Here is a 19012-nt window from a genome sequence, read left to right as displayed (position 1 = left end):
CGCCGAGGGCGAGGCGATCGATGTCTTCGCCGCCAACCTCAAGGATCTGCTGCTCGCCGCGCCGGCCGGCCCGCACGCCACCCTGGCCATCGACCCGGGGCTGCGCACCGGCTGCAAGGTGGCGGTGGTCGACGCCACCGGGCAGTTCCTGGAGCAGGCGGTGATCTACCCCCATGCACCGCAGAACCGCTGGGACGAGGCGCTGGCGGTGCTCGGCAGGCTGGTCGACAAGCACAGTGTGACGCTGATCGCCATCGGCAACGGTACCGCCAGCCGCGAAACCGACCGCCTCGCCGGCGAACTGCTCAAGCGTCTCTCGGCGCCGGCGACGAGCGGGGCGCGACGCCCGACCAAGGTGATGGTCAGCGAGGCGGGGGCCTCGGTGTATTCCGCCTCCGAGCTGGCGTCCCGCGAGTTGCCGGAGCTCGACGTCACCATTCGTGGCGCGGTGTCGATCGCCCGGCGCCTGCAGGACCCGCTGGCGGAACTGGTCAAGATCGAGCCCAAGTCGATCGGCGTCGGCCAGTATCAGCACGACGTCTCGCAGGTGCAGCTCTCGCGCAGCCTCGAGGCGGTGATCGAGGACTGCGTCAACGCCGTGGGGGTGGATCTGAACACCGCCTCCGGGGCGCTGCTGTCGAGGGTCTCGGGGCTCAACCCGGGGCTCGCCGAGAACATCGTCGCCCGGCGCAACAGCCAGGGGGCGTTCCGCAATCGCCGCGAATTGCTCGAGGTCAGCCGCCTGGGGCCGCGAACCTTCGAGCAGTGCGCGGGCTTTCTGCGCATCATGAACGGCGACAACCCGCTCGATGCCAGTGCCGTGCACCCGGAGGCCTATCCGGTGGTGGCGCGCATCGCCGAGCGCGGCGGGCGCGAGCTGGCCAGCGTGATCGGCGACAGCGGCTTTCTCAAGTCGCTGTCGCCAGGCGATTATGTCGACGACGCCTTCGGGGTGCCGACCATCACCGATATCCTCAAGGAACTCGACAAGCCGGGCCGTGACCCGCGCCCCGAATTCAAGGCCGCCGAGTTCCGCGAGGGCGTGGAGACGCTCAAGGATCTCGAGCCGGGGATGATCCTCGAGGGCAGCGTGACCAACGTCACGCATTTCGGTGCCTTCGTCGACATCGGCGTTCATCAGGACGGGCTGGTGCACATCTCGGCGCTCTCCGACAGCTTCGTCGACGACCCGCGCCAGGTGGTCAAGGCCGGTGATATCGTCAAGGTCAAGGTGATGTCGGTGGATGTCGAGCGCGGCCGGATCGGCCTGTCGATGCGCCTGCATGGCCAGCCCGAGGGCGATACGGCGGCCAAGCCGTCCGGGGGCGACAGCCAGGGCCAGGCGCGGCGCGGCAAGGCCAAGCGGCGCGGCGGCAACGCCTCGGGCGGCCAGGCCCAGGGCGGGCAGATGGGCGCGCTGGGCGAAGCGCTGCTCAAGGCGCGCGACAAGTCGCGCTGAGCGGCATGAGCGCCGAGGCATTTCCTTAGCCTTGAAACGGCCGGCGGCGGCGCCATAATCTGTCCTTCAACGTTCGCCGTGCCGCGTGCCGGCGAGCCACCTTCAACATGGGGTGTTCAACTTGTCCGAGCAACTAGTCAACGCCATCGCGCGGCTCAAGGGCCCGGCACGTCAGGGGCAACTGGGTCGTCTGCGTCGCGGCATCGAGAAGGAGGGGTTGCGCGTCGACCGCCAGGGAATGATCGCGCACACGCCCCACCCACGGGCGCTGGGCTCGAAGCTGACCCACCCCCATATCACGACCGACTACTCCGAGTCGCTGCTGGAGTACATCACCCCGGTCTACTGTCGCCCGGAAGACGCGCTGACCTTCCTCGCCGACCTGCACCGCTTCAGCTACCGGCACCTGGGCGACGAGTTGCTCTGGCCGGCCAGCATGCCGGGGCGCCTGGCCGGCAACGACAGCGTGCCGATCGCCGATTACGGCCGCTCCAACGTGGGCTTCATGAAGCATGTCTACCGCAAGGGGCTGGACGTCCGCTACGGCCGCATCATGCAGTCCATCGCGGGGGTGCACTACAATGTGTCGCTGCCCGAGGAAGTCTGGCCGCTGCTGCGCGAACTCGAAGGGGCCGAGGACAAGCCGCTCAACGCCTATCGTTCGGGGCGCTATTTCGACCTGATTCGCAACTTCCGCCGCAACAGCTGGCTGCTGCTCTATCTGTTCGGCGCCTCGCCGGCACTCGATCGCAGCTTCCTGACCGGCGCCGTGCCCGACAAGCTCGCGGCACACGCCCGGGACACGCTGGTCTCGCCCCATGCCACCAGTCTGCGGATGTCGGACCTGGGCTATCAGAACAAGGTCCAGGCGCAGCTCAAGATCTGTTTCAATTCGCTGTCCAACTACGTCGGTACCCTGCGCCACGCGATCACCACGCCGTGGCCGGCCTACCAGCGTATGGGGGTGAACGAGGGCGGCGACTGGCGCCAGTTGAACGCCAACATCCTGCAGATCGAGAACGAATACTACAGCGACATCCGCCCCAAGCGGGTGGCGCGTCACGACGAGACGCCCACCCAGGCCCTGGAGGCGCGCGGCGTCGAGTACATCGAGGTCCGCTGTCTCGATCTGAATCCGTTTTCGCCATTGGGGATCGATGCCACTCAGATGCGGTTCCTCGACACCTTCCTGATGTGGTGTCTGCTTTCGGAGAGCCCGTGGATTCCCGACGAGGAGTGCGACCGCCTCGACGACAACCGCCGGGCGGTGGTCGAGCGCGGCCGCGACCCGGGGCTGGCGTTGACGATCGACGGCGAACAGCGGCGTCTTGCCGATCGTGGCCGGACGATCTTCGCCGAGTTGCGTGGCGTGGCCGAGCTGCTGGATGTGGTCGAGGGGGGCGAGGCGCACGTCGCCGCGCTCGATGCGCTGGAGCCGTTGCTCGACACGCCCGAACGGACGCCTTCCGGACGCCTGCTGCGAGCGCTGGAGGAGAGCGGCAGCGAGTTCGTCGATCACGTGCTCGAGCTGGCGTCGGCCCAGGCCGAGCGTTTTCGTGACGAACCCGTCGACCCGGCCCGAGAGGCCTGGTTCCGGGAGCTCAGCGAAACCTCGTATCAGCAGCAGGCGGACATCGAGGCGGCCGACCGGGAGCGCTTCGACGACTTCCTGGCGGCCTATTTCGCGCGGGCCAGTGAACCTCGAGCCGCATCGCCGGTCTAGACCGGCGCAACCCGGAATCGGTGTCTTGTGCCGGCCGTCGCAGGGCGACCGGCTCGTCGTCATGTCTTGAGGGAGTCAACTGATGTCAATCGCCCCGCGCGGGATCTCGGCGCGCCAGTGGAGTCTGGCCGGGCTGGCCATGTGTGTCCTGATGATGGCCGTGGCCCTGGCCCTGCAGTACGTCGCCGGCCTGGAGCCCTGTCCGTTGTGCATCTTCCAGCGTATCGCCGTGCTCGCCGCGGGGGCGGTGTTCCTGGTGGCGGCGCTGCATGGCCCGCGTGGCCGGGGCGCCGTGGTGTACGGTCTCCTGGCGCTGGCGGCCGTGGCCGGGGGCATCGCCGTGGCCGGGCGACACGTCTGGCTGCAGTCGCTGCCGGCGGACCAGGTGCCCAGCTGCGGCCCCGGGCTCGACTACATGCTCGAGGTGCTGCCGCTGTGGGATGTCCTCTCGCGGGTGCTCTCCGGCTCCGGCGAGTGTGCCACCATCGACGGCTACTGGTGGGGGCTGACGCTGCCGCAGTGGACCCTGATCGGCTTCTGCGTGCTGGCGCTGATCCCGCTGGGCATGCTGGTCGGGGCGTCGCGGGGGCGCCGGACCTGAGCATTCGCGCACCGTGCCCGTCGACCTCGCGGGGGTGGCAGGAAAGTGACGCCGGACGCTACGGTTTTGTCCGTCGGTAGCATTGACACTCGTCCTGCTTGGGGAGACGCTGGAAGCCGCCGCAGAGGACGAACCAGGGAGACGCACCCATGCTGGAAGATTGCAAGTCGGCACAGGAACGATGGGGCGGCGTGCACCGCCTGATCGATCGCTGGCTCGAGGAACGACACGAGATGCTGGTCGCCTGCATGGAGCTGCAGGACGCCTGCGACGCGGATCCCGAAACGGTATCGAAGGCGCGCATCGATCGTTTCAGCGAGCTGCTGATGGACTACATCAGTGCCGGGCATTTCGAGATCTATCCGCAACTGCGCGAAGAGGCCCGCCACTTCAACGATCACGAAGCGCTGGTGCTGGCCGATCGTCTCCTGCAGCGTCTCGAGATGTCCACCGAGATGGTGCTCGAGTTCGACAAGGCGTTTTCCACGCCGACCCGCTGCCAGCACTATGTGTCACGCCTGCCGAGCTGGCTGACGCGACTCAACCGCGCGCTGACCGAGCGCTTCGCCCTCGAGGATCAGCTGATCAGCCGCCTGCATGCCGCCCATTCGCCGCCGCCGGCACCGGAGGTGGCGCCCCGCGCGGCGCTCTGAAGCGTCCTTGGCGATGATCCCGACCCCGCCGGCCATGCCGGCGGGGTCTTTTCTTGGGGCGTCGTTTGGCGGCACGCGGTGGCGCGGGTCAGCGGTGGCGGCGCAGCCGCTCGCCGAGGCGGGCGCCCAGATAGAGCATGCACGGGGTGAGCAGCAGGGTCAGCCCGGTGGCGAAGCCCAGCCCGCCGGCGATGGCGCTCGACAACTGCGTCCACCATTGGGTCGAGGGGGCGTTCCAGCCCAGGCTGGGGGTGAGCAGATCGACGTTGACGCTGAGCACCATGGGGATCAGCCCGAGGACGGTGGTGACCGCCGTGAGCAGGACCGGGCGCAGGCGTCGACAACCCGCTTCCAGCGCGGCGTGGAAAGCGTCGAGCCCGTCCCCGCGCAACTGGTTGTAGGTGTCGATCAGGACGATGTTGTTGTTCACCACGATGCCCGCCAGGGCGATGATTCCCATGCCCACCATGACGATGCCGAACGGCTGGGCGTTGAGCAGCAGGCCGAGCAGGATCCCGGCGGTGGAGAAGACGATCGCCGACAGCACCAGTCCGGCCTGGTAGAGGCTGTTGAACTGGGTGACGAGGATGATCGTCATCAGGAAGATCGCCACGCCGAACGCCGAGACCAGGAAACGACTGGTCTCGGCCTGGTCCTCCTGCTCGCCGGCGAAGGCGACGCGCACCCCGTCGGGCAGTTTCTTCAAGGCCGGCGCCAGGGCGCGCACTCGCTCGTCGACCTGGTAGCCGGGCTGGACGTCGGCCTCCAGAGTGATTGCCCGGTGGCCGTCGATACGATGCAGGACACCGACCTTGGGGGCCGGCTCCAGGTCGACGAACTGGCTGATCGGAACCCGGCCGCGCGAGGTGTTGACGGTCAGCCGGCGCAGTTGGTCGAGACTGCGCCGGGCGCCGGGCAGGCGGACCCGAATGTCGACCTCGTCGTCGACCTCGGCCGGGCGATAGGTCGCCACCTGCAGGCCGGTGGTGACCAGTTGCACGGCGCTGCCGATGGTCGCCACGTCGGCATCGAAGCGCGCGGCCTCGGCGCGGTCCACCTCGAGGCGCCACTCCACGCCGGGCAGGCTGCGGTCGTCCTGGATGTCGCGAAAGCCGCCAAGTGACTGCATGTCGCCACGGAGTTGCGCCACGGCCTGCTCGAGCAGGGCCGGGCGCCGGCCGCTGAGTTCGATCTGCACCGGCTTGCCGCTGGTCGGGCCCTGCTCCTGCTCGCGGAACTCCAGGCGCACGCCGGCCAGATCGCGGGTCCGCTCGTTCATGTCGGCGAGAATCGCCCGGGCGGGGCGGCGCTGGTTCCAGTCGACCAGCTGGAAGTTCAGCTGGCCGATCACGTCGGCGCCGAGCTGTCCGTTGGCCATCGCGAAGGAGCGGGCGTAGAGCGACTGGATCTCGGCCATGCCCGCCACGCGACGTTCGACGCGCCGGACCACGGCGTCCTTCTCGGCCACCGACAGGTCGCCGCGGGCGTGCACGAGGATCTGCGCGTTGTCGGGCTCCACCGCCGGAAAGAACTCCACGCCGTGGTTGAAGCGCGCGTAACCGACGTAGACCAGGACCATCAGCAGCAGGGCGCCGACGAGCGTGAAACCGGGACGCTGCAGCAGGCGCGTGAGCGTGCGGCGATACATCCGCCCCCCGGCCGCGAACCCCGGGGTGCCGGTCGAGGGCCGGCGGCGAACCAGGTTGCCGAGAACGGGCAGGAAGACCAGCGCCATGGCCAGCGAGGCGAGCAGGCAGAGCACCACGGTGGCGGGCAGGTACTTCATGAATTCGCCGACCACGCCGGGCCAGAACAGCAACGGCAGGAACACCGCCAGGGTGGTGGCGGTCGAGGTGATCACCGGCCAGGCCATGCGCTGGGCCGCGCCCGACCAGGCCTGGCGGGCGGGCAGCCCCTGCGAGAGGTTGTGATCGGCCTGTTCGCCGACCACGATGGCGCCGTCCACCAGCATCCCGGCGACCAGGATCAGCGCGAACAGCACGACGATGTTGAGCGTGTAGCCGATCGCCCAGATCAGCAGGATGCCGGCGAGAAAGGCGCCGGGAATGGTCAGGCCGACCAGCAGTGCCGAACGCAGGCCCATGGTCGCGAGAATCACGATCAGCACCAGCACCACCGCGGTCAGCACGTTGTTGAGCAGGTCGTCGAGCAGCCGTTCGACGGTGGTCGACTGGTCCATCAGCGTGCGCACCTCGAGGGTGTCGGGCAGGGCGGGTCGGGCCTCGTCGAGCAGCGCCTTGACCGCATCGATGGTGGCGATGATGTTGGCGCCGGTGCGCTTGGAGATTTCCAGCACCGCCGCCGGCTGGCCGTTGATCCGGGCATAGCCGGCGGGGTCCTTGAAGGTGCGGTGGATGACGGCGACGTCGCCGAAGGTCACCACCTGGTCGCCGTCGACCTTGACCGGCATGTCGAGCAGGTCGTCGAGGTTCTCGATCACCCCGGGGACCTTGATCGCCAGACGGCCGGCGCCGTTGTCGATGCTGCCCGCGGCGACCAGCTGGTTGTTGCGCGAGACCCGGTTGAACAGGGTGTCGAAATCGATGCCGTAGCCGGCCAGGACCTGCGGATCGACGACGATCTCCATGAGATCCTCGCGCTCGCCGGCGATATCGACCTCGAGCACCTGGGGGATGCTTTCGATGGCGTCCTTGAGCTCGCGGGCGGCGACCATCAGCTCGCCGGCGGAGAGCGGGCCCGACAGGCCCACCGAGAGCACCGGGAAACGCGCCACGTTGACCTCCATGACGCGGGGTTCGTCGGCCTCGTCGGGCAGCGAGCTGCGCGCGATATCGACCTTCTCGCGGACGTCGGCGAGCGCCCGGCGCGGGTCGAAGCCGGCGTCGAACTCGAGGGTGATCGAGGCGAACCCTTCGCTGGCCTGGGCGGTCATCTTCTCGACACCCTCGATGGCGCGCAGTTCCTGTTCCATGGGCCGTACCAGCAGCCGTTCGGCGTCCTCCGGGCTGACCCCTTCGAGCGACAGAGAGACGTAGATCATGGGGATCGCCACGTCGGGGTTGGCTTCCTTGGGGATCGCCTGGTAGGCCACGCTGCCGGCGAGCAGCAGGAAGACGAGTACCAGCAGGGTGGTGCGGGTGCGATCCAGCGCCGCTTCGATCAGGGCCCGCATCAGGAGGCGTCCCGTGTCTCGTCGGCGGTCACCGGCGTGACCCGCTGGCCGGGCTCGACGAACCCGCCGCCCAGGGTGATCAGACGCACCTCGTCGGGGAGGCCGCCGACCCAGGCCTGGGTGGCGTCGGCGCTGATCAGCTCGATGGGCAGAAAGCGCACGGTAGCGTCGTCGTCGACACTCTTGACCCCCAGGTGGCCCTGTTCGTCGAGCACCAGCAGGGCCGGGGAGATCCGGTGGGCGGGGCGCGCGGGCAGGGTGATGTCGAGCGTCGCGCTGGCGCCGGCGATGCGCAGCCGCTCCGGATTGCTCACCCGGACCTCGAGCGGGTAGCTGCGCGTGGCGTCGTCGGCGCGACTGGCGAGAAACGAGACCTTGCCGTCGAGTCGTCGCCCGTCGAGCAGGATCACCGCGCTGGGCATGCCCTCGCCGACGTCGTCGATGCGCCGCTGCGGCAGCCAGGCCTTGGCGTCGAGACGCTCGATGTCGACCAGCTGGCCGAGTGTTTCGCCGATCTGCACGTAGTCGCCGGGATCGACATCGAGGCGGTCGAGCGTGCCGGCGAAGGGGGCGTCGATCCGGGTGTCGTCGAGGTCCTCGCGCAGCGTGGCGAGTTGGGCGAGACTCGTTGCGCGCTCGCTCTTCAGCCGCAGCAGCTCGTTGTTCGACACCAGGTTGCGCCCGCTGAGCTTGCGGGCGCCCTCGAGTTCGGAATCATTGAGGGCCAGTTGGGCCCGGGCTTGTTCGATGCGCGCCGGCAGGTCGCCGGGATCGAGGGTCACCAGGCGTTCGCCGGCGGTCACCCGGTCGCCCTGGGCGTGCGGCAGTTCGCTGACCGTGCCGGCGCGGCGGGCGCGCAGGTCGACGGCCTGCCGCGCTTCCAGCTGGCCCTGGAGGCGCACGTGAGGACTGTGGGGCTGGGCCCGGGAGAGGCTGACCTCGACGCGTGGCAGACTGTCGCGATCGGTCGGCCGATCGGCCGGGGCCCGTGACTGGAAGCGCTGGGTGTCGCCGAACGCCAGCCAGATCAGCAGCCCCACGCCGAGCAGCAGGGCGAGCAGGGCCGGCGGGAGGGAAGGCCTCGAACGCATCGGTCGTCCTCTGACAGATGGATGGTCCGTCGACACGCCGACGGGAGACACGAAAAAGCCGCCCCGGGGCTGCCGGGGCGGCTTTCAGTGTATCAGGGCGTCGGTATCGGGTAAGCCATTGATACGTTGGCCGGGACGGCCCGTCAGGAACAGGCCACCTCGGCGGCTTCGCGGGGGGCGCAGGGGGCTCGCTCGGCGGAACGTGGCGCGCTGGGCGCGGCGGCATCGAGCTTGAGGATACGCTGCGTCCGCTCGCGGACGGCGCGCAGCCTGGCGGCATCCTCGGCCAGCGCCGTGGCGCGTACCGGGACCAGGCGTGCCAGGCGCGCTTGCCACTCGGCGGAGGCGAAGCGCTCGGGGAAGCAGCGCTCGATCAGGTCGAGCATGATCGACGTGGCGGTCGAGGCACCGGGCGACGCGCCCAGCAGGGCGGCCAGGGAGCCGTCGCCGGCGGTGACGATCTCGGTACCGAACTGCAGGACGCCGCCTTTCTTGGGGTCTTTCTTGATGATCTGGACGCGCTGGCCGGCGACCTCGAGCCGCCAGTCGTCGGCGTCGACATCGGGGTAGAAGTCGCGCAGTTCCTCGACCCGCTGGGCGTGGGAGAGACGCACCTGATCGACCAGGTATTTCATCAGGCTGAAATTGCTGCGGGCCACGGCGAGCATCGGGCTGAGGTTGGACGAGCTCACCGACTTGACCAGATCGAAGACCGAGCCGTGCTTGAGAAACTTGGTGGTGAAACCGGCGAAGGGCCCGAACAGCAGGGACGGCTTGCCGTCGACGTTGCGGGTGTCGAGATGGGGGACCGACATGGGGGGCGCGCCGATGGCGGCCTTGCTGTAGACCTTGGCCCGGTGCCGGGCGACGACCTCCGGCTTGTCGCAGCGCAGCCACTGTCCGCTGACCGGAAAGCCGGCGTAGCCGCGAGCCTCGGGGATGCCGCTCTTCTGCAGCAGGCGCAGGGAGGCACCACCGGCGCCGAGGAAGATGAAGCGCGCGCGGAGTACCCGGCGGTCGCCGCCGCTGGTGTCGATCTTCAGGCTCCAGGTGCCGTCGGCGTTACGCGCGATGTCCTTGACCTTCTGGCCGGTGCTGATGCGCACCTGATCGTCGGGGCGCTCGCCCAGGCGCTGGAACAGTTGATCGGTCAGGGCGCCGAAGTTGACGTCGGTGCCGCCCTCGACGCGGGTCGCGGCGACCGGCTCGTCGGCGTCGCGCCCCGCCATGAGCAGCGGTGCCCATTCGGCGATGGTCGCGGGGTCCCGCGAGAACTGCATCGTCTCGAAGCAGTGGTGGTGGCTCATCGCCTCGTGACGGGAGCGCAGGTAGCGTACCCCGTCCTCGCCACGCACGAAGCTCATGTGCGGCACCGGCGAGAGGAAGCGGGTCGGATCGCCGAGATTGCCGTCCGCCACCAGCGAGCTCCACAGCTGCTTGGACTCCTCGAACATGGTGTTGATGCTGACGGCCTTGCCGATGTCGATCGCGCCATCGGGACCGGGAGGCGTGTAGTTGAGTTCGCACAGGCCGGCGTGCCCGGTGCCGGCGTTGTTCCAGGCGAACGAGCTTTCGCTGGCGATGGAGTCCAGACGCTCGACGACCTCGATGCGTGCGGTCGGTTCCAGTTCATGGAGGAGCGTGGCGAGCGTGGCGCTCATGACTCCTCCCCCGACGAGTACGACGTCAACGGCCTCTTCTTCCATAGTGACTTTTCACCCCTTGGGCTGATTCAAATAAGCCCATTATACTCGCTGCGGTCGTAAAAACGAGCTGTCCCAAAGGTATGGCTTATGCCTCATGCGTTGATCATAAGGGATTTATTGGGCATGGCGGGGTATAAAAAAAGCCGCCCAATCAAAGCGTTGGGCGGCTTTCGGCGGCGTTGAAAATTGACGCGGCGCAGCAAAAGCGGGTTTCGAAATTCTTTGCTAGCGCAGACTGATGATGCGCCAGCCGCGTTCGGTGGCGACCTCGCGAAGGGTGTCGTCCGGGTCGACGGCGACCGGATGGTCGACCTTCTCGAGCAGCGGCAGGTCGTTGTGCGAGTCGCTGTAGAACCAGGCGTCGTCGATCGTGATGTCGCGCGTGGCCAGCCATTCCTCGAGGCGAGTGATCTTGCCGTCGCGAAAGCTCGGCACGCCGCTCACCCGGCCGGTATAGCGGCCGCCGATCGTCTCGGGCTCGACGGCGATCAGTTCGTCGACGCCCAGGCGCTGGGCGATGGGGCCGGTGATGAAGCGATTGGTGGCGGTGATGATCAGCAGGGTGTCGCCGCGCTCGCGGTGGCGGGCCAGCAGCTCTTCGCCGCGGGGCAGGATGTGCGGTTCGATCTTGCTGGCCATGAACTGCTGATGCCAGGCGGCGAGCTGCTCGGGCGAGTTGTCGGCCAAGGGCTTGAGGGCCAGCGCCAGATAGGCGTGGATATCCAGGGTGCCGGCCTGGTAGGCCTCGAGGAAGCGCTCGTTGGCCTCGCGGTAGGCGACCGGGTCCACGGCGCCCTGTTCCACCAGGAATTCGCCCCAGGCGTGGTCGCTGTCGAGCGCCAGCAGCGTGTTGTCGAGATCGAAGATGGCCAGGCTCAATGCGCTCTCCTCAGGTGGCTTGGTGCGGCGTCGGTCGGGCGGCGTGAAAAGCGGCGGCGATTATTGCAGAACTCGCCGTCGTTGCCCACCGTGAGCGGCGTTGCGCCGCGTATTGATGCGCTTTCAACGTTTGTGGAAGAATGGCTTCAATACTGGATTTCATAAGGTGAAGCCCGTGATCGACGCTGACGGCTTCCGCCCCAACGTTGGCATCATCATTGCCAACCCGGAGGGCCAACTGCTGTGGGCGCGTCGGGTGGGACAGAATGCGTGGCAATTCCCTCAGGGGGGCATCAAGGCCTGCGAGACACCGCAACAGGCGCTTTATCGCGAACTGGAAGAGGAGATCGGCCTGACGCCCGAGGACGTCGAGGTCCTGGCCTGTACCCGAGGATGGCTGCGCTATCGTCTGCCGCGACGCATGGTTCGAACTCAATCGCGACCGATCTGCATCGGTCAGAAGCAGAAGTGGTTTCTGCTCAGGATCCGCTGTCAGGATAATCGGATCTGCATGGATACCACGGCCAAGCCGGAATTCGACGGCTGGCGCTGGGTCAGTTACTGGTATCCGCTGGGTCAGGTCGTGCCCTTCAAGCGCGAGGTCTATCGTCGCGCCCTGCGCGAGCTGGCGCCCCGGGTGCAGCGACTGGCCCGGGGAGGCGGTTGAGCCATGCCGCTTTTCTCTTACCCACAACAAGAAGAATGCTCATGCTCGATGTCTTGAGACGCATCGTTCAGGAGGTCAACGGGGCGCGCAGCCTGGAAGCGGCGCTGGCGACCATGGTCCGGCGCATCCGCAAGGCCATGAAGACCGACGTGTGCTCCGTCTACCTGTTCGACGCCGCCCAGGACCGGCTGGTCCTGATGGATACCATCGGTCTGCACACCCAGGCCGTGGGCCACGTCACCCTGCGCCTGGGGGAGGGGCTGGTGGGCCTGGTCGGTCAGCGCGAGGAGCCCCTTAACCTCGAGGACGCGCCCTCGCATCCCGGTTTCCGCTACTTCAAGGAGACCGGCGAAGAGCGGTTCTCCAGCTTCCTCGGGGTGCCGATCATCCACCAGCGCCGGACCCTCGGCGTGCTGGTCGTCCAGCAGGAGGAAAAGCGTCGCTTCGACGAGGGCGATGAAGCCTTCCTGGTGACCATGGCGGCGCAACTGGCCGGGGTGCTGGCCCATGCCTTGGCCACCGGTACCCTGACGCGTCCCACGCGAGCCGACGGCATGGCGACCTTCACCGGCGTGGCGGCCTCGCCGGGCATGGTGATCGGCGAGGCGCTGGTGCTCGCGCCGCCGGCCGATCTGGACAACGTGCCCGACCTGATCCCGACCGATACCGAGGCCGAGATCCGCCGGCTGAGCGAGGCGATAGGCCGGGTCCGCGGCGAGATCCGGGCCGCCGGGGCGCGGCTGGCCAGCCGTATCTCCAGTCAGGAACTGGCGCTGTTCGACGTCTACGAGCAGATGCTGGCCGATGCCGCCCTGGGGCAGGAGGTGGAAAAGCGCATCCGCGAAGGGCAGTGGGCGCCCGGTGCCCTGGCCGACGTGGTGCGCCGCCACGTCCAGTACCTGGAGCGTGTCGACGACGACTATCTGCGCGAACGAGCGGCGGACATCCGCGACCTGGGGCGGCGTGTCCTGGGGCATCTGCAGCAGGAGAGCGACAAGGGGCCCGAGACCCTGCCCGAACGGTGCGTGCTGGTCGGCGACGAACTCAGCGTGGCCATGCTCGGCGAGGTGCCCCGTGAGCGCCTCGCCGGCCTGGTCTCCCTGAAGGGCTCGAGCACCTCGCACGTGGCGATCCTCGCCCGGGCGATGGGCATTCCCACCGTGCTGGGCATGGTCGACCTGCCGCTGCCGCGTCTCAACGGGGCGCCGGTGATCCTCGACGGCCACCGCGGGCGGCTCTTCGTGCGTCCGGATGGCGAACTCGTGGCGCGCTATCGCATGCTGATCGACGAGGAGCAGGCGCTGGCCGAGGTGCTCGAGCACGAGCAGCATCTGCCCAGCGAGACCCCGGATGGTCACGGCATGCCGCTGATGGTCAACACCGGGCTGACGGTCGACGCGGTGGGCTCGCTGAAGCCGCGCATTGCCGGGGTGGGGCTCTACCGTACCGAAGTGCCGTTCATGATCACCGAGCGCTTCCCCGGCGAGCAGGAGCAGACGCGACTCTATCGCGACCAACTCGAGGGCTTCGCGCCGCTGCCGGTGGTGATGCGCACCCTGGATATCGGGGGCGACAAGGACCTGCCTTACTTCCCCATCCAGGAAGCCAACCCCTTCCTCGGCTGGCGCGGGATCCGTGTCACCCTCGATCATCCCGAGGTGCTGATGGTCCAGTTGCGGGCGATGCTGCGCGCGTCGGCCGGGCTGGACAACCTGCGCATCATGCTGCCGATGGTCACCAACATCGAGGAGGTGGATGCCGCCCTGCGGCTGCTCGAGCGGGCGCTCGGCGAGCTGGTGGACGAGGGGCTGTCGATCGAGCGGCCCCAGCTGGGGGTGATGATCGAGGTGCCGGCGACGCTCTATCAGCTCGATGCGCTGGCCGAGCGTGTCGATTTCTTCTCGGTGGGCAGCAACGACCTGACCCAGTATCTGCTGGCGGTGGACCGCAACAATCCCCGCGTCGCCGACCTCTACGATGCCTGCCATCCGGCGGTGCTCTCGGCGCTGGCACGTCTGGCGGAGGATTCGACCCGGCTGGCCATGCCGGCGACGGTGTGCGGCGAGCTGGCCGGCGACCCCGGCGGCGCCCTGCTGCTGATGGGCATGGGGTTCGAGGGATTGTCGATGAATGCGCCCAGCCTGCCGCGCGTGCGCGCGGCGATTCGCCGGGTGCCGCTGCGTGACGCCCGGGCGCTGGTCGAGGAGACGCTGCGGCTCACCACGCCCCGGGCGGTGCGCGCGCATCTGGTCGAGCGCTTCGCCGAGTGGCAACTGACTCACCTGCTGCCGCCCCGCGATGACCACTGAGGGAAACGCTGTATAAATGGCTGCGCGGGCAAATCACTTCGTTGTACGGTGCTGGTGCGCCAGCCCGGTCGTAATCCTCACCTATACCCCATAGGTTCCGGTTCCTGTGCGCCGTACGCCTTGTGCTTTACACCGCTCGCCGATTTATCCAGCGCTTCCTGAGATTTCTGCATGTGCTTAATGGGGTGGGCGGGCCGGGACCTCGAGGGTGAGGCGGTTTTCCGCCTCGAAGACGCCCTCCGGCCCGAAACGGCGTTCGGCCAGCGTCACCTCGCCATCGGCGCGCCATTCCAGCAGGGTGCTGGCGCGCGTCCCGTAGTCGCTACCCACGATGAACGGCGCCGACAACAGGCGTTCCCGCTCCAGGCCGATCCCGGTATCGGGCAGTTGCGCGTCGGCTGCCGGTCGGTCGTCGGCGAGCAGCGCCCAGGCCGCATGCTGGAAGGTTTGTCGAGAGGCGCCGCGCACCTCGCCCAGGCGCTGGCGCGAATGCACCAGCTTGGGCCAGGGGGTATCGAGAGTGGCGTTGGACACGCCGTGCAAGCCGGGCGCCACGCCTTGCCAGTGAGTGCCGTGACGACCGTGGTGGACATGCCAGAGCGTTTCGCCGTCGCCGGCGAGCAGGTTGAACCCGGCATAGGCGGCGGCGTCCCGGGCGACGAGCCGTTCCAGCCAGTCGGGCAGCGACGGGCTTTCCAGCGCCTGACGCACCAGTTGGCCGCGACTGGGCCCCGCCGCCGGGGCGTCGAAGGCCGGGTCGCGGACGTTGGTGACCGCCGCGAAGCGGCCCGCGGTGTGCATCGCCATCCAGGTGCCGCCGGCCTGAAGGTCGCGGCCGCCGACGATGCCCGGGGCGTCCTGCCAGTGGTCGAGCGGAGCGCTGGGGCGTGCATGGCGTTCGTCCCGGTTGGCGGCGAGCCGAAGCAGGACCGGGGCCTGCGGCGACCAGTCGAAAACGATCAGGCACATGGGGCGCGTTCCTGGGTGGGCGATGATGATGGCGGAGCGCATGACAGTGCGTCAGCGGCCAGCGTAAACTCGGTTCATTGTCGATGGCAGGGACGCGGATGCAAGACCTGAATACGGACAATACGATGCGTCGCTCCTCGCGCCGCCCGCTCTGGCTGGCCGGGGCGGCCTGGCTGACGGTCTGCCTGTTCGGGGCGGTCGGCGTGGCCAGGCTATGGCCCGTTTCGGTGACGTGGGTGACGATGATCGCTTCCTGGGCGGGGTTGGCCGGTTGCCTGGTCTTGCTGCTGGGGTTCGGCTGGTCGACCCGGCGGCGTCATCAGCAACGCTGGCAGGCACTCGGCGATCGCGTGGTGCGGCTGACTGACGAGCTGGGCGGGGCCGAGCGACCGTCGACGCGGTGGGGCGTCTCCCTGGACGATGTCGAGGCGGCGGTGGCTTCGCTGGAATCGGCACTCGAGGATCGGCCGACGCTGCCGCAATTGACGAGGCTGATCGAGTGGTTGCCGCTGCCGGCCCTGCTGCTTCGCGACGATCGGGTGGTGATGGCCAACGCGCCCCTGGAGCGTCTCGTCGGTCGTTCGCGGCAGGCGCTGAAGGCGGGGAGCGTGAGCGACCTGCCGCTCGTGCCCGATGTCGTCTCCCTGCCCGAGCGCGTGTCGCTGAGCGATACCGAGGGCCGCCGTCATCCTTGCCGGGTCGTCTGGACTCAGCGTGATGACTGGCAGTTGGGCGTCTTCGTGGACGACACGGCGCACGATCAGGCGCTGCGCCAGCTCACCCAGGAGCGCGACCGCGCCCGGGAAGAGTCGGCGTTGAAGACGCGCTACCTGGGGCAGGTGCGGCGTGAGCTGCAGGCACTCGAGCGCGAGGCCGGGGGCTCCCCGTCGGCCTCCGGCGCCGAGCGGCTCGGTGGACTGCTGTCGTTGCTGGAACGACTCGGCGACCCGGAAAGTCGGCGGGACGAGGCGACGAGCGGGGGGCGCCGGGTGCTGATCGTCGACGACGGCCCGGTCAATGCCGCCCTGGCTCAGCGGGTCCTCGCCGCCCGGGGACTGCACGTCGATGTCGCCCGCAGTGGCGAAGAGGCGCTGGCCTGTCTCTTCGAGCACGATTACTCGCTGGTCTTCATGGACATCTTCATGCCGTCGCTGGACGGGATCGAGACCAGCCGTCGCTGGCGCGAACACGAACAACGGGCCCAGCAGGCCGGGCGCAGCATTCTCATCGCCCTGACGGCCAATGCCAGTGAAGCCGATCGCGAGCGTTTCTTCGCCGCCGGGATGGACGACTATCTCGCCAAGCCCTACCGCCCCCAGGCGTTGATCGACATGGTCGGACGCTGGTTGCCCGATGCAATGGACGAAAATGCCGTCACGTCCTGATCGATTCCGTACACTCTGCTAGGAAATCGCATGCTTCATTATCCACAAATCGACCCGATCGCCATCTCGCTGGGGCCGCTGAAGATTCACTGGTACGGCCTGATGTACGTGATCGGCTTCGTCGGTGCCTGGTGGCTGGGCCGCAAACGTGCCGCCCGGCTGGGACTGGTGCCCGACGACATCGGCGACATGCTGTTCTATGGTGCGCTCGGTGTGGTCCTGGGAGGACGGATCGGCTATGCGCTGTTCTACGGCTTCGATCGGCTCGTGGCCGACCCGCTGTGGCTGTTCCAGGTCTGGGACGGCGGCATGAGTTTCCACGGCGGGCTGATCGGGGTGCTGATCGCCGCCCTGCTGTTCGCCCGCAAGCACGGTCTGGCCTTCTTCCAGCTCACCGACTTCATCGCCCCGCTGGTGCCCATCGGGCTCGGTGCGGGCCGGATCGGCAACTTCATCAATGCCGAACTGCCGGGGCGGGTCACTGACGTGCCCTGGGCCATGATCTATCCGGGGGGCAGTCAGCCGCGGCATCCGTCGTCGCTCTACGAATTCGTCCTGGAAGGCGTGGTATTGTTCGCCGTGCTCTGGACGGTGTCGCGTACGCCGCGTCGGCGGGGTATGATCTCCGGTTTGTTTCTGGTGCTCTACGGCCTCTTTCGCTTCGCCGTCGAGTTCGTTCGTCGGCCGGATCCGCAGCTCGGCTTCATCGCCTTCGACTGGCTGACCATGGGCATGCTGCTGTCGCTGCCGATGATCCTGATCGGGCTGGCGCTGATCGGCTGGTCACGCAACCAGCCCGTCGACCGGGCCGACGACACGACCCGCGCCAGTCCGACCTCCTGAATCCGCAACAGGCGTCTTCATGCAGCCCTATCTCGATCTGATGCGCCGGGTGCTCGAATCCGGCGTGGAGAAACCCGACCGTACCGGAGTCGGGACCCGCAGCGTCTTCGGTCACCAGATGCGTTTCGACCTGGCCGAGGGCTTCCCGCTGGTGACCACCAAGAAGCTCCATCTGCGCTCGATCATCCACGAGTTGCTGTGGTTTCTGCGTGGCGACACCAACATCGCCTACCTCAAGGAACACGGCGTACGCATCTGGGACGAATGGGCCGACGAGAACGGCGAGCTGGGGCCGGTCTACGGCTACCAGTGGCGCAGTTGGCCCCGGCCCGACGGCGGGCATGTCGACCAGATCGCCGATGTGGTCGAGCAGATACGCCGCAACCCCGATTCGCGACGGCTGATCGTGTCGGCCTGGAATCCGGCGCTGGTCGACGAGATGGCGCTGCCGCCGTGCCATGCCCTGTTCCAGTTCTACGTCGCCGAGGGGCGCCTGTCGTGCCAGCTCTATCAGCGCAGTGCCGACATCTTCCTGGGGGTGCCGTTCAATATCGCCAGCTATGCGCTGCTAACGCAGATGGTCGCCCAGGTCTGTGACCTGGCGCCCGGCGAGTTCGTCCATACGCTGGGCGACGCTCACCTCTACCTCAACCATCTCGAGCAGGCCGAACTGCAGCTCTCGCGCACCCCGCGCCCGCGTCCGCGCCTGGTCCTCGACCCGACGGTGAAGGATCTGTTTGCCTTCCGTTTCGAGGACATCGCCATCGAGGATTACGATCCGCATCCCCACATCAAGGCGCAGGTGGCCGTATGAGCGAGCGTCCCGCAAGCCAAGACGCCCGGTTAGAGACGATCGTGCCGGTGGCGATGATCGCCGCGGTGTCGCGCAATGGCGTGATCGGTGTCGATAACCAGTTGCCGTGGTATCTGCCCGAGGACCTCAAGTTCTTCAAGCGCATGACCCAGGGCAAGCCGTTGGTGATGGGGCGCAAGACCCATCAGTCGATCGGTCGTGCGCTGCCCGGGCGGCTGAATATCGTGGTGACCCGGGACAGCGGTTTCCGGGCCGAAGGGGTACGGGTCTGCCACGATCTGGCCGAGGCGCTGTCACTGGCGGACGACCAGGCGATCATCGACGGTGTCGAGGAGATCATGGTCATGGGCGGTGGGGAAATCTATGCTCAGGCCATGCCTTGGGCCTCGCGCCTCTACCTGACCGAGGTCGCCGTCGAGCTGGCCGGCGATGCCCGCTTTCCGGGGCTCGAGCGCGGGGCCTGGGAAGAGGTGCAGCGCGTACCGGGAGAGCGCAGCGGGCAGGAAGGCAATCCCGACTATGCCTTCGTGGCCTATCGGCGCCGGCTGGCCGAGTGACGCGCCGGGGCATCCAGTTGTCAAAGCCTGTCGACGTGACACAGACTGTAGCCATGAAAAGGGAACGTTCATCGCAGGCTAAAAGGGTGTTTACAAATTCGGCGAGCGAAGACAAGGCAAGGCAAAATTGGCTGAAAAAGCGGAGTTTACTTGGGTTAAATGAGCATTTTGAGGCCGATTTTAACGCCGTATTGTCGAGCGC

The 19012-nt window shown here is 67.8% G+C and carries 15 protein-coding genes; 10 read left to right on the top strand and 5 right to left on the bottom strand.

The window, feature by feature from the left end; all coding sequences use genetic code 11:
• The 4 genes from D0901_RS17480 to rsd all read left to right on the top strand — a co-directional run.
• Positions 1-1459, top strand: a 1459-nt coding sequence (locus D0901_RS17480; protein ID WP_129141587.1) for a helix-hairpin-helix domain-containing protein, incomplete at its 5' end; no start/stop codon positions are given.
• 112 nt (positions 1460-1571) lie between these two features.
• The gene (gshA, locus tag D0901_RS17475) at positions 1572-3182 is read left to right on the top strand and encodes a glutamate--cysteine ligase (RefSeq protein ID WP_129141586.1); all 1611 of its coding nucleotides are present in this window, start codon (positions 1572-1574) and stop codon (positions 3180-3182) included.
• Positions 3183-3264: 82 nt separating this feature from the next.
• Positions 3265-3783, top strand: coding sequence for a disulfide bond formation protein B (locus tag D0901_RS17470; protein WP_129141585.1), 519 nt, complete (start codon positions 3265-3267; stop codon positions 3781-3783).
• Positions 3784-3932: 149 nt separating this feature from the next.
• Positions 3933-4436, top strand: coding sequence for a sigma D regulator (gene rsd, locus D0901_RS17465; RefSeq protein ID WP_129141584.1), 504 nt, complete (start codon positions 3933-3935; stop codon positions 4434-4436).
• Between the two features lie 88 nt (positions 4437-4524).
• On the opposite strand, the gene D0901_RS17460 is transcribed toward rsd, so the two are convergent.
• The 4 genes from D0901_RS17460 to D0901_RS17445 form a co-directional block, all read right to left on the bottom strand.
• Entirely contained in the window at positions 4525-7590 is a 3066-nt protein-coding gene (locus tag D0901_RS17460) for an efflux RND transporter permease subunit (protein ID WP_129141583.1), read from the bottom strand.
• Positions 7590-8681, bottom strand: coding sequence for an efflux RND transporter periplasmic adaptor subunit (locus D0901_RS17455; RefSeq protein ID WP_129141582.1), 1092 nt, complete (start codon positions 8679-8681; stop codon positions 7590-7592). The genes D0901_RS17460 and D0901_RS17455 overlap by 1 nt, the downstream gene beginning before the upstream one ends.
• A gap of 143 nt (positions 8682-8824) precedes the next feature.
• Positions 8825-10387, bottom strand: a complete 1563-nt coding sequence (mqo, locus tag D0901_RS17450) for a malate dehydrogenase (quinone) (RefSeq protein ID WP_129141581.1) — start codon at positions 10385-10387, stop codon at positions 8825-8827.
• Between the two features lie 225 nt (positions 10388-10612).
• Positions 10613-11266: a histidinol-phosphatase gene (locus D0901_RS17445; protein WP_129141580.1), complete on the bottom strand. Its 654-nt coding sequence runs from the start codon at positions 11264-11266 to the stop codon at positions 10613-10615.
• 175 nt (positions 11267-11441) lie between these two features.
• Between D0901_RS17445 and D0901_RS17440 the strand changes: the two genes are divergently transcribed.
• Positions 11442-11933, top strand: coding sequence for an RNA pyrophosphohydrolase (locus D0901_RS17440; protein ID WP_203234894.1), 492 nt, complete (start codon positions 11442-11444; stop codon positions 11931-11933).
• 41 nt (positions 11934-11974) lie between these two features.
• On the top strand, positions 11975-14242 hold the full coding sequence (ptsP, locus tag D0901_RS17435) for a phosphoenolpyruvate--protein phosphotransferase (RefSeq protein ID WP_129141578.1): 2268 nt from the start codon (positions 11975-11977) through the stop codon (positions 14240-14242).
• Between the two features lie 177 nt (positions 14243-14419).
• Here the strand turns inward: ptsP and D0901_RS17430 are convergent, their stop codons facing one another.
• A complete protein-coding gene (locus D0901_RS17430; RefSeq protein ID WP_129141577.1) occupies positions 14420-15211 on the bottom strand; it encodes an NRDE family protein in 792 nt (263 codons plus the stop codon).
• A 125-nt stretch (positions 15212-15336) separates the two neighbouring features.
• On the opposite strand from D0901_RS17430, the gene D0901_RS17425 reads away from it, so the two are divergent.
• Genes D0901_RS17425 through D0901_RS17410 form a run of 4 tightly spaced genes read left to right on the top strand, consistent with a single transcriptional unit; the run spans position 15337 to position 18810 of the window.
• Positions 15337-16596 (top strand): response regulator, encoded by a 1260-nt coding sequence (locus tag D0901_RS17425; protein WP_162500908.1) that lies wholly within the window; start codon positions 15337-15339, stop codon positions 16594-16596.
• A 30-nt stretch (positions 16597-16626) separates the two neighbouring features.
• A complete protein-coding gene (gene lgt, locus D0901_RS17420) occupies positions 16627-17439 on the top strand; it encodes a prolipoprotein diacylglyceryl transferase (RefSeq protein ID WP_129141575.1) in 813 nt (270 codons plus the stop codon).
• A gap of 19 nt (positions 17440-17458) precedes the next feature.
• On the top strand, positions 17459-18253 hold the full coding sequence (locus tag D0901_RS17415; protein WP_129141574.1) for a thymidylate synthase: 795 nt from the start codon (positions 17459-17461) through the stop codon (positions 18251-18253).
• Entirely contained in the window at positions 18250-18810 is a 561-nt protein-coding gene (locus D0901_RS17410) for a dihydrofolate reductase (RefSeq protein ID WP_129141573.1), read from the top strand. The genes D0901_RS17415 and D0901_RS17410 overlap by 4 nt, the downstream gene beginning before the upstream one ends.
• The last annotated feature ends 202 nt before the right edge of the window (positions 18811-19012 follow it).

Origin of the sequence: Modicisalibacter coralii (genome assembly GCF_004117855.1) — a bacterium.
Classification (GTDB): domain Bacteria; phylum Pseudomonadota; class Gammaproteobacteria; order Pseudomonadales; family Halomonadaceae; genus Modicisalibacter; species Modicisalibacter coralii.
The sequence above is the reverse complement of the archived record's forward strand: the minus strand, read 5'-3'. Positions and strand labels throughout refer to the sequence as shown.

Coding starts and splice junctions, on each gene's coding strand:
- lgt (WP_129141575.1), top strand. CDS start 16,627: ATGCTTCATTATCCACAAATCGACCCGATCGCCATCTCGCTGGGGCCG.
- D0901_RS17455 (WP_129141582.1), bottom strand. CDS start 8,681: ATGCGTTCGAGGCCTTCCCTCCCGCCGGCCCTGCTCGCCCTGCTGCTC.
- D0901_RS17415 (WP_129141574.1), top strand. CDS start 17,459: ATGCAGCCCTATCTCGATCTGATGCGCCGGGTGCTCGAATCCGGCGTG.
- D0901_RS17425 (WP_162500908.1), top strand. CDS start 15,337: ATGCGTCGCTCCTCGCGCCGCCCGCTCTGGCTGGCCGGGGCGGCCTGG.
- mqo (WP_129141581.1), bottom strand. CDS start 10,387: ATGGAAGAAGAGGCCGTTGACGTCGTACTCGTCGGGGGAGGAGTCATG.
- D0901_RS17460 (WP_129141583.1), bottom strand. CDS start 7,590: ATGCGGGCCCTGATCGAAGCGGCGCTGGATCGCACCCGCACCACCCTG.
- ptsP (WP_129141578.1), top strand. CDS start 11,975: ATGCTCGATGTCTTGAGACGCATCGTTCAGGAGGTCAACGGGGCGCGC.
- D0901_RS17430 (WP_129141577.1), bottom strand. CDS start 15,211: ATGTGCCTGATCGTTTTCGACTGGTCGCCGCAGGCCCCGGTCCTGCTT.
- D0901_RS17410 (WP_129141573.1), top strand. CDS start 18,250: ATGAGCGAGCGTCCCGCAAGCCAAGACGCCCGGTTAGAGACGATCGTG.
- D0901_RS17470 (WP_129141585.1), top strand. CDS start 3,265: ATGTCAATCGCCCCGCGCGGGATCTCGGCGCGCCAGTGGAGTCTGGCC.
- rsd (WP_129141584.1), top strand. CDS start 3,933: ATGCTGGAAGATTGCAAGTCGGCACAGGAACGATGGGGCGGCGTGCAC.